The following is a 12981-nucleotide window of genomic DNA, read 5'->3' as shown; positions in this document are numbered from 1 at the left end:
CCACTGGACCACCCTCACCAACGCCAAAAACACCTACGACCCCACCCACACCCTCACCCCCGGCCAAAACATCTTCCCCTAACACACAAAAAACAAGCTGAAGAAGAGAACACGAGACCCGGGATCGGAAAAGCGGACACCAGTCCGTGAATCCGAGCCGGAAACCCGGGCCCTGGGAAGAGAGAAAGAGCACGCACCGCACGAAGACCAAAAGCGCGAATGAGCCGGGCACTTCACGTGCTTCCGGCTCATCGCGCTATCCGTCCGAACTCGCGGCCCCGTAGAGGTGCCGGAGCCTCACGCCCCTCGACCTAGGCGGCCCACTGTTCACGTTCCATGGCGATCGCGCGCTCGTCCGCGGGCCATGCGTGGTAGAGGTCGGGGCGACGGTGAAGTCGGCATCGCGGCACTGGAATTAGTGGGATACGCCGTCGACGGTGGTGAGCCCCTTGCGCGGACCGTCGTACCAGTCAAGCTCGACGTACACGGGCTCGAAGCCCACTACTCCGGCGCCCCGGCCGCTCCGGCATCCCGGAGGCGCCCGCCAGTGCTCCCTGGCATCATGCGGTCCGCGACCGGGAATCAGAACCGGATGCAACGGGCAGGTGTCGTGGGGTGGGTGAGGGTGCGATGGACGTCGGGACGGAACCGGTCATCAAGCCGAGCAGGCGGGCGGCGCGGCTCCGGGCGGCGGGGCGGGTGCTGATCGTGCTGGCGGGGCTGGTGCCCGTCGTGGCCGGGTTCCTCCTCTTCGTGCGCACGTACGACGTGACGGTGGCGTACCGGACGGCCCCGGTGTGCGGGACGTCGGCGGCCGGGGCGGGTGCGGACTGTCTGCGGCTGGAGAGCGGGCGGGTCGTGAGGAAGAAGGTGGACACCGACCGGGAGAACGACCTCAGTTCGTACAAGCTGGTCGTCGCGCGCGAGACCGCGGGCGGCGACGAGTACGACGTGGGCGAGCCCTTCTTCCAGGACGTGGAGGTCGGCACCGCGATCGACGTGGGGGTCTGGAAGGGCAAGGTGGTGCAGATCTCGTACCGCGGCCACCGGGCGGTGAAGCCTCAGCTGCCCTGGCTGCCCGTCCTCGGGGTGGCGCTGCTGATCAGCGTCGGCAGTGCGGCGGTCGTCCACGGTCTGCACCGGTCCCGGGAGGGCCTCAGGGACGTGGTGCAGGTCGGGAGCATCGTGTTCACCGTCGGGTCGTTCGCCGGTTCCCTCGTCCTCATCGGGGCGTTCCAGTGGTCTTTCCCCGTGACGATCACGGTCGCCGTCCTGGCCTGGCTGAGCACCGTCGCGGCCTGTGCGGTGGTCGGCCGCCTGTCCTTCGGGCCGGCCCGGGCCGATGTGTGACCGGTGGGTTCGGGAATCGGGTTGCGCTGACGCAGGATTGTCAGGTTATCGCCATGGGAAGGGAGCAGGCCACAGACCGTTCCCTCCGGAAGGACCCCCGTGCACCGCACCACCGTCAGAACCGCCACCGCCCTGCTCGCCACCGTACTCGCCGGTGCGGTGCTGGGGGCCGCGCCCGCCGGGGCCCGTCCGGCGGGCGACAACCGTCCGGCGGGCGACAAGCCGTCGACACGTCAGGTGGAGGTGTTCGCCGAGGACGGCGGCATCTCCCGGGCCCAGGCCCCGGCCGTCTCCCCCTATCTCGCCGACCGCGCCCAGGGCGTGGCCCCGATGCGGGGCGACGGCGACGTGACGGCGCTGGTCCGCAACGGGGAGCCGGCCGCCAAGCTGGACGTGGTGGTGATCGGCGACGGGTACACCGCGCAGGAGCAGGACAAGTTCCGCGCGGACGCGGCCCAGAAGTGGCGCGAGATGACCGCCGTGGAGCCCTACGCCAGCTACCGCGCGCTGTTCAACGTCTGGGCGGTGTCCGCGATATCGCCGGAGTCCGGGGTCACCGGGGATCCGGACCAGGGGACGGTGCGGCACACCGCGCTGGGCTCGTACTTCTGGTGCGACGGCGTGGAGCGGCTGCTCTGCGTGGACGAGAAGGCGGTCGAGTCGTACGCGGCGAAGGCCCCGCAGGCGGACCTGGTCCTCGTGGTGGCCAACAGCGCGAAGTACGGCGGCGCCGGCTACAACGACGTCAAGTCCCCGCTCGGCTACGAGGGGATCGCCACCGTGGCGGGCGGCAACGCGAAGTCCGGGCAGATCGCGGTGCACGAGACCGGGCACTCGCTGGGCAAGCTGGCCGACGAGTACGCGTACGACGGCCAGGGGACGTACCAGGGCAGTGAGCCCACCGAGGCCAACATCAGCACCCTGACCGCCGACCGGATGCGCCAGCAGGGCACCAAGTGGTCGCGCTGGCTGGGCCAGGCCTCGCCGGACGGCGGCACGGTCGGCGCGTACGAGGGCGGCGGCTACTACCCGACCGGGCTCTACCGGCCGACCGAGAACTCGATCATGCGCTCGCTCGGACGGGAGTTCAACCTGCCCGGGCGCGAGGCGATGATCGCGGGCTTCTACCGCCACGCCACCCCGCTCACCAGCCCCACCGCCAACGGCAGTCGGCTCACCGCCGCGGACCGCCTCACCGTCGACCTGCCGGTGGCCGGCACCCGGCTGCGCTGGTACCTGGACGGGAAGGAACTGCCCCGGCTGGGCGGCCGCACCGCACTGGACCTGGCCGAGCTCAAGCTGACCGGGCCGCGCTCCCGGCCGCACGTGCTCACCGCGGTCGCCACCGACCCGACCCCGGCCGTCGCGGACCCGGCGCTGCGCGCGAAGCTGACCGCGAGCCTGTCCTGGACGGTGACGCGCTAAGCGCGTTAAAAGGCGCCGGAACGCGCCGGGAAGCGCTAACACGACGTGACGCCGCCGTCCCGCCCGCTGGTCGACAGGGGCGGGACGGCGGCGTCACGTTCGCCCCCGACAGCGCGGCCCCGCCCCTACTCCTCCTCGTCGAGCCTGGCGAGCCGGGTCGTCACATCGTCGGCGAAGCGGGCGAGGAGCCGGACGAGGTCGTCTCGGTCCTGCCGGGGCCAGTCGCCGAGGGCGTCGGTGAACCAGCCGAGCAGGAAGGCGAGGTAGCGGTTGACGGCCTCGGCGCCGGCCTCGGTGGGTTCGATGAGGCGGGCCCGGGCGTCGTACGGGTCGGGGATGCGGCGGGCGAGGCCGTGCTTCTCCAGGATCTGGACCTGGCGGGTGATGTGCGGGCCGACGACCTGCATACGGTCGGCGATCTCGCCGATCCGCAGGGGCCCGTCGGCCGTGCGCAGGGTGACGAGCACGCCCACCGCGGGCCGGTCGCGCCCCAGGCCCGCCTCCTCGACGGCGCGTTCGACGAGGCGGCCCCGGGTGAGGGCGGCGCTGAGCCGGGAGATCCGGGTCAGCGCGGCGAGGAGGTCGGGCCGCGGCTCCCCCGGTTCGCGGGCCTCGGGGGAATCGGAAGCCTTGACGGAGTCGGGCGCCTCGGGGAACCCGGGGGTCTCGGCGGGCTCAGGAGCCTCGGCGGGCATGGCACCTCCATTTGCATACCTAAGTTAGGTATCTGTATTGTGGGGGGTGGCCACCGCCCGCGAGGGCGACGTGTGACCTCCATAAAGATACCTGAGGTACGCATCTTTCCGCTCGTCCAGGTGCGTACCACCGACGTGCCGGCGGGGATGCCCGCCGGGAAGGAAGTGAGAGGCCATGAACACCGTGTCACGCCCCGCCCGTCGCGTCCTCGTCTCCGGGGCCAGCATCGCGGGCCCCGCGCTCGCGTACTGGCTCGACCGGTACGGATTCGAGGTGACCGTCGTCGAGAAGGCCGCCGCCGTGCGCGGGGGCGGCTACGCCATCGACGTCCGCGGGCCCGCCCGCGAGGTCGTGGAGCGCATGGGGCTGCTGCCGCGCCTGCGCGCCGCCCACGTCGACAGCCAGCGAATCACCTTCGTCGATTCCGTCGGGCGGGCCGTCGGCTCGCTGCGCCCGGAACAGCTGACCGGCGGCGCGGCCGGCCACGACCTGGAGGTCCGGCGCGGCGACCTGGCCGACGCCCTCCAGGAGCCGCTGCGCGGCCGGGTCGAGTTCCTCTTCGAGGACTCGATCGCCGCGCTGGAGGACGACGGGGAGGCCGTCCACGTGCGGTTCGACAGCGGCGCCAGCCGCAGCTTCGACCTCGTGGTCGGCGCGGACGGCCTGCACTCGAACACCCGCCGGCTGGTTCTCGGCCCCGAGGAGGCCTTCCACCGCTACCTCGGGCACGTCTTCGCCGGCTTCACGCTCCCGAACGAGTTCGGCCTCGTCCGCGAGGCCGTCGTCTGGAACGACGTCGGCCGCGGCGCGGTCCTCAACGCGCACGAACCCGCCGACCGGCTCCACGGCTTCCTCACCTTCACCCGCGACGACCCGCCCTTCGAGGCCTTCCGCGATCCGCGGGCCCAGCGCGAGCTGGTCGCCGCGCGGTTCCCGGAGCGGGTCTGGCACTTGCCACGCCTGGTGGCGGCGATGCGGGACGCCGAGGACCTCTTCTTCGACGTCGTCAGCCAGATCCACCTGCCCAGCTGGTCGCGCGGGCGGGTGGTCCTCGCGGGCGACGCCGCGCACGCCACGTCGTTCCTGTCCGGCCAGGGGTCCAGCCTCGCCCTGGTCGGCGCGTACGTCCTGGCCGGCGAACTGGCCGCGCGCTCCGACCACACCGCCGCCTTCGCGGCCTACGAGCGCCGGATGCGCCCCTTCGCCGAGCGCAACCAGGCGCTGGCCACCGGAGGCGGCACGTCGGTGGCGCCGAGGACACGGGAGCAGTTGGAGGCCCGCAACGCCGTGGTGCGCGATCCGGAGTCCGCCGCGAGCGAGCTGGCGACGCCGAGTGCCCGGACGGCCCGGGCCGCCCACTCGGACCTGCGGCTGCCGGACTACGCCGGACGGCTGTGACGGTCAGGGCGATCGGACGACGGACCTCCGGACCACCGGTGCCGGCCTCCCCAGGAACGGGGAGACCGGCACCGTCGGCCCCGGCCGTTACGGCAGCGGGATGCGCACCACCTGCGGGTCGTGGTCGCTGAGCTGCGTGCTGAACTCGCTGTTGATGTGCACGATGTCGTAGCTGTACGACGTGGCCGCGAGCGCGCCGGAGATCAGGATGTGGTCCAGCACCTGCGAGTTGCCCTCGTACACGTAGGTGTAGCGCTCGGGCAGCGGCAGGGTGCGCGGCAGGTCGGTGAGCGAGCCGCCGGCGGTGAGGATGTCGGCGGTCTGCGAGAACTCGAAGTCGTTGAGGTCGCCGAGCACGATGACCGAGGCATTCGGGTCCACGGCCAGGATCTGGTCGGTGAAGCCCTTCACCGCGGTCGCCTGGGCGTGGCGCTGGGTCTCCGAGGGGTGGGCCGGCGGCTGGTAGCGGCCGAAGAGGGGCTGGTCGCCGCCCTTGGAGTTGAAGTGGTTGGCGATCACGAAGACCGGCTTGCCGTTCCAGCGGAACTCGCCGGCCAGCGGCTTGCGGCTGGAGTTGAACGCCGAGTTGGTCGGGTCGATCCGCCCGGGCGAGTAGGCGAGCTGCGGTGTGCCGCCCGCGTTCACCACGGAGTCGGCGGTGGTGGATCCGGCGCCGGGGCGGTCGGTGAAGGAGAGGCCGCGGTCGGTGCGGAACAGGAACACCTGGCGGATGTTGCCGCCGGGCTGCCCGCCGTCCTGGCCGTCCACCGGGTCGATCTCGCGGTAGGAGTAGGAGGGGCCGCCGGCCGCGGTGATGGCCGCGGTGAGCTTGGCCAGGGTCTGGGTGGCGCTGACCGTGCCGTCGTCGGTGGCGCCGCTGTTGTCCTGGATCTCCTCGAGGGCGACCAGGTCGGGCGAGCGCAGGTTGGTCACGATGCCCGCCGCGAGGCCGTCGAACTTGCTCTGCGGGTCGGAGGGGGCGAGGTTCTCCACGTTGAAGGTGGCCGCGGCGAGCTGCCCGGCCGTCGGCGCGGCGGTGGTCTCGGGCGCGATGCCGCCGGAGGTGACCGCCGGGGTCGCGGTGACCTGGAGGGTGAAGTTGCCGAAGGCGTAGTCGAGCACGCCGACGGTGGCGCCGGTCAGGGTGTCGCCGACGTTGGCGGTCGGGGTGGGCGCGAGCGCCTTCCCGAGGACGACCCGCTCCGGGTTGCCGTCGTTCGCCTGGAGCAGGATGCCGCCCCGGTTGGTGCGGGTGGTGCTGCCCGGCGGGACGACGGCGAGCTCGCCGTACTTGTTGGTCGGGCCGACCACGGCCGCGTTGTCGATCTCGACCCGCATGCCCTCCAGAGACTCCCAGAAGTCCAGGCCGTCGGTGGCGGGCTGGAAGTTCCCGGCCGCCTCGACGTCGCCGGAGGTGACGCTGGAGATGACCGCGGACGGGGGCACCCGCCCGCCCTGGCCGACCACGGTGGCGGCGGGCAGCGCGACGTTGTGGGCGACCACCGTGACGGTGGGCGCGGTCAGTTCGGTGATCGACAGGTTGGTGGTGCCGCCGCTGCCGCCCGGGCGGTACTGGGTGACGGTGGCGTTCACCGTCACCGAGTCGCCGACCGCGACCGAGGGCGCGCCGGCGGTGTAGACGTAGATGCCCTCGCTGGTGCCGGGGTCGTTGTCGGGCTGCGGGTCCTGGTACCAGAAGCCGTTGGGGCCGACGGCCGTCACCACGCCGGGCACGGCGCTGACCGCGCTGCCCGCCAGCGGGGAGGTGCGGGCGGCGCCCTGGATGTCGTGGATGCGGGTGCCGGCGGGGTTGCCGCCGGTGCCGGTGGAGGAGGAGTTGCGCGGCACGGGCGCGGTGATCGCGAAGTCCGCCGCGTTGTTGTCGGTGTCGGTGGCGCCGCCGCCGGTGCGCAGGGCGGCGGTGGAGTTCGACAGGTTGCCGGTCGGCGTCCCCTCGGCGGAGCTCGCGCCGCTGCCGTAGCCGACCAGGTCCTTCACCCCGGACTGGCTCGCGCAGCCCGAAGTGCAGGTCAGCGCCGTGCCGTTGGTGACGAGGGCGACCTTGCCGGAGGTCGCGGACATGGCGATCGTGCCGGTGGCGTCCGGCGTCGGCAGCGCGGCGCCCGTACCGGCTCCGGCGGCCTCCTGGACGAGGAAGTAGCGGCCGGGCGCGATCGTCCCGGAGAGGGTGGTCCGCGACCAGCTCCCCCCGGCGGCCGAGGCGTACTGCACCGTCCAGCCGGTGACGGACACCGGCGCGGTGCCGCGGTTGTACAGCTCGACGAAGTCGTTGGCGTACGGGGCGCCGGAGTTGCCGCCACCGCCGTACACCTGGCTGATCACGATGTCGGGCGACGCGGCCTGCGCCACGCCGCCGGGCAGCGCCACCAGCGCCGCCACCACGGCCGCGGCGGAGGCCGCCGCGAGCGTCCGGCGCCGGAACCGCGGCGCTCTCGGGTTGATCCGGGGGTTCGGGGTGCTCCGCATGAGGCTGACTCCTGACCACCGTCCGGGCGCGCGGCCCGGCGGTTGTGACCACGGATGGGAAAGTGGGGCGCTGAGGTTCTAGCAGTGCCACCAGATCCCTACCGGTCGCGTCGGGCAACGGCCAGACGTACGGCGGAAGAACGTTTCTACGCGCGACAAGTGGGAGACTCTGCTCCGGATCCAGGCGGTCAACTGCCGCCTTTTGAGCGTTTGTTGATTCACCGAAACAACAGGAACAGCACGGAGCCCGGGCCCGGCAGCGCCCCCGCTGCCGGACCCGGGCCGGTCCTCGTCGTCCGTGTCGCCCTCGCCGCCGACCCCGGCTCAGCCGGGGCGGTGCTGCGCCGCCCCCGGCACCGGCCGGGGCGGACGCCGGCGCAAGGGCGCCAGTTCGCGTTCCAGGGCCCGCACGTCCAGCGCTATCCGGGACGCGGTCTCGCGCGGGCCGGTGCCGGCGGGCAGCCGTCGCGACCACGAGCGGGGCTTGGCCGGGCCGTCCTGGACCATGTGGAAGTTGAGCCGCAGCACGTCGGCGACGTCGACCAGGCTCACCAGGATCCTGGTGTCCGCGAGGTCGATGCAGACTTCGTTCCCGATGCACGAGCAGGCCACCAGGCCCTCGATGGCCTCCTCCGCCAGATATCTGGCCAGGGGTACCGCCTTCCCCCGCACCAGAAACGGACGTTCCACCGGAGTCACCGGAACCGCCTCCTCCCCAGCAGCTGTACGGTGCTCGGCCGCGGCGCAAGCGCACCGCAACGGACCGGGCCCGGCCTATGCTCCACCACATCGGACCGGTTCGCCAACTCGGTGTCTCACCAAGTGAATTGGGAGAACGCACCGGACCGGCGCACCGGCGCACGCCCCAGCGCACCGGGCCGGCCCCGGCAGCCCGGCCACAACGGCGGGCGCACGGCCCCGGAACGCGCGTGTGCCCGCCCGCACGAGGCGGACGGGCACAGCGGCGAGGCGCGGAACCGGGCGGGCCGGGGCTCAGCGGCCGCCGCGGCCGTGCAGCACCAGGGAGCGGGTCAGCGCGAGCAGACCGCCGGTGCAGAGCGCGGTGCGGAGCATGTTGACCGGCACCCAGCTGTCCGCGAACTTGGCCCGCACGGCGGCGAAGTCGTGGATCTGCGCCGGGTCGCCGGCCGCCGCCAGCTCGTTGTTCAGCGGGATGTTGACACCCATGGTGACGATCAGCGCCACCACGTACAGCGCCGTCGCCAGGCCCGCCCAGAGCGCCGCCTGGCGCCGGCCGGCCTTGTGCAGCAGCCAGGCCGCCAGGCCGGTCGCCGCGAAGGCGCCGACGAAGACCAGACCGAACAGCCCGTTCTCGATCGACTTGTTGATGTGCTGCATCGCCGTGACGTAGGTCCGGTCGTCCCCGGCCGCCAGGCCCGGCATCACCGACACGTCGAAGGCGAAGAACAGCCCCGCCATCAGGCCCATCGCCACGGTGGAACCCACCAGCAGCGGCCCCGCGGCCTTGCTCTGTCCGACAGCCCGCACCGAACTCCCCACCCCCGCACTCCCGATGGCCGACGGCGCCGTGTACGACAGCGGAACCGCGGTCTGATCCGAACGCATCCCTGGACCCTCTCAATCTTCCGGCCCCGCGGAGTGCGGCGCCGACGAACGTGGAACTCTCGACACCGCCCACCGTGCGGCGCACCGCGCAACGGAACCGCGACAACCGGAACCCCGGCCCCCGGCAGGGCACTTGCGGCACCCGGCGGTGCCGCGCCCGGCCGGGGCCGGCGCACCTCACCGCCCCGGCGAACACGGCGAAGAGGCCGGCTCAGAGCACCGCGCCCAGCCCGCGCCGGTACCGCCGGTCCAGGACCGTCCGCCCGAGCAACCGCACCGGGGCCGGGATGGTCGCCGAGACCGCCCGGACCGAGGCCGCGTCCGCGCCGTCGAACATCCAGGGCTGGAGGTAGGTCATCACCTGGGTCGGCGCGCTCCCGATGATCCGGCGCTCGACCCGCAGGTACTCGTCCACCGACAGGCCGGCCAGCGCCGGGAAGACCACCGGCTCCTCGTGCCGCAGGTGCTCGCGCACCAGGCTCTCGAACGCCTGGGCGGCCTCCGGGAGTTCGGCGCGCAGTCCGGAGCCGAGCACCCCGGCGACCCGGCGCATCGAGGCGTCCAGCGCCTCGTGGTCCTCCTCCAGGACCCCGCTGCCGTCGAAGCCCGCCACCCGGCCACGCAGGTACGGCCAGAGGATCTCGTCCTCGCTGTGGTGGTGCCAGTCGATCACCGAGCGCAGCCGCCCGAACCACTCCGCGAGCGCCGCGGCGGAGCCCGCCGAGCCGCGCTGCGCGGCGGCGGTCAGCCGTGCCGCGTCCCGGCGCATCGCGACGTGCATCAGGCCGAAGCCCTTGAGCTGCTCGGGCAGGGCGCGCAGCCCCTGCTCCGTCGACCAGACCGTTGTGCCGTCCGTCATGACCAGACCTCCAGTGTCCGTTCGGATTCCCTACCAGCGCCCGCCCGGAGACGGGCGGTCGGAGCCGCCCCGGACGGGTCGGCTCACGCGTTCCACACGCCCGAGGCGGCGGCCTCGCGGGCGTAGTCGGCGAAGTCCCGCGGCTCGCGGCCCAACGCCCGCCGCACCCCGTCGCCCAGCGACGCGTTGCGGCCGTCCAGGATCACCGAGAACAGCTCCGCGAAGTCCGCCGGCAGCCCCGCCGCCTCCAGCACCCCCCGGTACGACTCCTCCGACACCGCCTCGAACCGCACCTCACGCCCCGTCGCCGCCGACAGCTCCACCGCCACGTCCGAGAACGACAGCAGCCGCGGCCCCGTCAGCTCGTACACCTCCCCCGCGTGCCCCGCCTCCGTCAACGCCGCCACCGCCACGTCCGCGATGTCCTCCGCGTCCACGAACGGCTCCACCGCACCACCCACCGGCAACGCCAACTCCCCCGCCAGCACCGGCTCCAGGAAGAACGACTCACTGAAGTTCTGGTTGAACCACGCGCACCGCACCACCGTCCACGCGGCCCCCGACTCCATCACCGCCTTCTCCCCCGCCTCCGCGGCCTCCTCACCGCGCCCCGACAGCAGCACCAGCCGCCCCACCCCGCGCTCCGCCGCCAACCGCGAGAACGCCCCCACCGCCTCCACCGCACCCGGGAACGCCAGATCCGGGTAGTACGTCAGATACGCCGCACTCACACCCTCCAACGCCCCCTCCCACGTCCCCTCGTCGTGCCAGTCGAACGGCACCGCCCCCGAACGCGACCCCACCCGCACCCCGTACCCCAGGGCCGTCAGCCGGTCCGCCACCCGACGACCCGTCTTCCCCGTCCCACCGACCACCAGCACGACACCGGACTCGACCGCGAGATCCACCACACCAGCCATCACACACACCCTCATTCCAAGACTCGGAGGAATCACCGACGACCGGTCCTTCGGAGGCGCCGGTTGCGCCCGATCGGTTCGTCGTCGTGGCACCAATTCAAATCCCCCCTGGCCCGGCGATCCATAGCCGCCGCTCTCAGTTCCATGCGCGAGCGTCTACGCCACCGGTACGTCACCGACCAGCGGCGCTCCGCCCACCCACGGCCGTCGAGCCGTCCGCGGCCAGGGCTCCCCTGCCACCCACCACAACACACCCCACCCCCGGCAGAAAGCCCTTTCCAGCACCTCTCGACCCCTCCTCGACCGCGTGGGGCAATCACCGCGCGGTGCGTCCGCAAAGGGCCGAGGGGAAATCGGGGGGAACCGCGTCGGTCGGCCGGATCCGCATTCCCGCCACACCGGGACCGCGGAATCCGTCGCCGTCACCGATCGCCCCACAGTACGGGCCCGTACGAATATCGTCCGGGCCGGGCGGCCCTGTTCCGCCCTGGATGCGGCCCGCCGCCCCGCCGGCCCCCCTTCGGCCCCGCTCGGACGTCGAGGCCGCGCCGACCTGCCCGAATACCCCCGTGGCCTCGGGGCCGGGCGAGTGGCTGGGACCTGTCGAATCCTTGAACCGGTCTACCTGACGGATCATCAGACTTGTTGTGAGTTAGGGAGATTGTCCGTGCACGGGCTCCCGTTCCATGGCTAGCATCGGAAATCCATTCTGTTCGAGCGCTAATCGCCTGGGAGGGGCGGCGCCGGACAGACCGACAGGAGACTTCTTCATGCGCGTGTCCAAGCACGTCCACCCCGTCAGCAGCCGCCCGACCGCGGCCGATGTCGCCCTGCCACCGGCACTGCCCTACCCCGACGGCTGGTCCGCACTCGCCTTCTCCGCCGAGCTCAGGCCCGGCACCGTCCTCACCCGCCAACTCGCGGGCGAGGACGTCGTGCTGTACCGGCTGCGCAACGGCCGCCTCCGCGCGATCCGCCCGTACTGCCCGCACCTCGGCGCCCACCTCGGCCTGGCCGCGGTCGAGGGCGACCACCTGGTCTGCCCCTTCCACCGCTTCGCCTTCGACGCCGAGGGCCGCTGCGTGCGCACCGGGTACGGCACCCAGCCGCCCAAGGCGGCACTGACGCCGCTGCCGGTGCGCGAGGTGAACGAGGCCGTCTTCGTCTGGCGCCACCACGACGGCCGGAAGCCGGACTGGGAGATCCCCGCCTGGCACCGGATCGACGACGGGCGGCAACCCCTGCGGTACACCTCCTTCGAGATGCCCGGCTACGCCCAGGACGTCATGGAGAACTCCTTCGACCTGGGCCACTTCGTCACCCTGCACGGTTGGCCGCAGGGCGAGTTGGCGAAGCCGGTGGAGTTCGACGGCACCACCTTCCACATCTCGATGCTGGTCCGGGAGACCTTCCCGCTGCTCGGCCTGCGCGAGGTCCAGGTCGAGGTGGACGGGTACGGCCTCACCGCCCTGCACACCGACGTGCACACGCCCTCGCTGGGCCTGGAGATCTGCTCGCTGGTCATGGCCACCCAGGTCGCTCCCGGCCGGATGCAGCTGCGGCAGGCGAGCCGCTTCGTCATGTCGGAGCCGTCCGGGCTGCCGCCGGTCGTCGCCCGGACGGTCAGCCGGGCGGTCACCAGGCTGCTGGCGGGCCCGATGTTCAAGCGCAACCTGGAGTTCACCGCGGCCGACTTCCCGATCTGGTCCACCAAGCGGTACATGTCGCCGCCGAAGCTCGCCCCGGGCGACGGGCCGATCGGCGCGATGCGGCACTGGGCCCGGCAGTTCTACCCGCCGGACCACCAGGCGCACCTGCCGGGGCCGGCCGCCCTCACCGACCGGGACGGGCCCGGCGCGAACGGGAGCAGCACGCCCGACGGCGCCGCGAACGGGCCCGGCCCGAACGGGAGCAGCGCACCCGACGGTGACGCCGCCCCGAGCCGCACCCCGGCGGAGGCCCCCGGCACCGCCCCCAGCGGAGCCGGGGGCTGAGCCGGCCCCGGCCACCCGCCGCCCCTCTCCGCCCAGCTCCGTCGTCCCGACCGGGAAACGGGCGTGCCGGCTCCGGAGAGCGAGAACCTTCCTCGGCGCCTGGCAGGGCACCCTGGGCAGCCAACAGACCTTCGTCAAGCCGGACTTCGCGATCACCATCGCCCAGAGACGGACCAACGACCCGGTCGCGCAGATCCACAACAACGAGGCAGGACGAAGCACCCCCTGTTCCGCGCGCGGCGGGGCGGCCCCCACTCCTCGGGGG

Annotated in this window: 11 protein-coding genes; 5 read left to right on the top strand and 6 right to left on the bottom strand. The window is 72.8% G+C overall.

Translation table 11 applies throughout. The features are described from left to right. The 3 genes from ACFCY1_RS40935 to ACFCY1_RS40925 all read left to right on the top strand — a co-directional run. A partial coding sequence (locus ACFCY1_RS40935; RefSeq protein WP_375873872.1) for a hypothetical protein occupies positions 1-82 on the top strand: 82 nt, incomplete at its 5' end. Positions 83-630: 548 nt separating this feature from the next. Further along, a complete protein-coding gene (locus ACFCY1_RS40930; RefSeq protein ID WP_375877787.1) occupies positions 631-1350 on the top strand; it encodes a hypothetical protein in 720 nt (239 codons plus the stop codon). Positions 1351-1449: 99 nt separating this feature from the next. Beyond that, on the top strand, positions 1450-2775 hold the full coding sequence (locus ACFCY1_RS40925; protein WP_375877786.1) for a M64 family metallopeptidase: 1326 nt from the start codon (positions 1450-1452) through the stop codon (positions 2773-2775). A 125-nt stretch (positions 2776-2900) separates the two neighbouring features. Here the strand turns inward: ACFCY1_RS40925 and ACFCY1_RS40920 are convergent, their stop codons facing one another. After that, a complete protein-coding gene (locus ACFCY1_RS40920; RefSeq protein WP_375877785.1) occupies positions 2901-3470 on the bottom strand; it encodes a MarR family winged helix-turn-helix transcriptional regulator in 570 nt (189 codons plus the stop codon). A 175-nt stretch (positions 3471-3645) separates the two neighbouring features. On the opposite strand from ACFCY1_RS40920, the gene ACFCY1_RS40915 reads away from it, so the two are divergent. Beyond that, positions 3646-4869, top strand: a complete 1224-nt coding sequence (locus ACFCY1_RS40915; RefSeq protein WP_375877784.1) for an FAD-dependent monooxygenase — start codon at positions 3646-3648, stop codon at positions 4867-4869. A gap of 87 nt (positions 4870-4956) precedes the next feature. Here ACFCY1_RS40915 and ACFCY1_RS40910 read toward each other — a convergent pair whose 3' ends face one another. The 5 genes from ACFCY1_RS40910 to ACFCY1_RS40890 all read right to left on the bottom strand — a co-directional run bounded on the left by ACFCY1_RS40910 (position 4957) and on the right by ACFCY1_RS40890 (position 10722). Then, a complete protein-coding gene (locus ACFCY1_RS40910) occupies positions 4957-7356 on the bottom strand; it encodes a lamin tail domain-containing protein (RefSeq protein WP_375877783.1) in 2400 nt (799 codons plus the stop codon). A 324-nt stretch (positions 7357-7680) separates the two neighbouring features. Next, positions 7681-8046, bottom strand: coding sequence for a hypothetical protein (locus tag ACFCY1_RS40905; protein WP_143204557.1), 366 nt, complete (start codon positions 8044-8046; stop codon positions 7681-7683). A 303-nt stretch (positions 8047-8349) separates the two neighbouring features. Continuing rightward, entirely contained in the window at positions 8350-8865 is a 516-nt protein-coding gene (locus ACFCY1_RS40900) for a DUF1772 domain-containing protein (RefSeq protein WP_241852920.1), read from the bottom strand. Positions 8866-9154: 289 nt separating this feature from the next. Beyond that, a complete protein-coding gene (locus ACFCY1_RS40895) occupies positions 9155-9802 on the bottom strand; it encodes a hemerythrin domain-containing protein (protein WP_049653942.1) in 648 nt (215 codons plus the stop codon). A gap of 83 nt (positions 9803-9885) precedes the next feature. Next, positions 9886-10722 carry an NmrA family transcriptional regulator gene (locus ACFCY1_RS40890; protein WP_181970918.1) on the bottom strand — a complete coding sequence of 279 codons (837 nt, stop codon included), beginning with the start codon at positions 10720-10722 and terminating at the stop codon, positions 9886-9888. 770 nt (positions 10723-11492) lie between these two features. Here ACFCY1_RS40890 and ACFCY1_RS40885 point away from each other — a divergent pair. Further along, the gene (locus tag ACFCY1_RS40885; RefSeq protein WP_375877782.1) at positions 11493-12716 is read left to right on the top strand and encodes a Rieske 2Fe-2S domain-containing protein; all 1224 of its coding nucleotides are present in this window, start codon (positions 11493-11495) and stop codon (positions 12714-12716) included. Positions 12717-12981 lie beyond the last annotated feature (265 nt).

The sequence above is a fragment of the Kitasatospora sp. NPDC056273 genome, assembly GCF_042268845.1.
In the GTDB taxonomy this organism is placed as follows: Bacteria; Actinomycetota; Actinomycetes; order Streptomycetales; family Streptomycetaceae; genus Kitasatospora.
The sequence above is the reverse complement of the archived record's forward strand: the minus strand, read 5'-3'. Positions and strand labels throughout refer to the sequence as shown.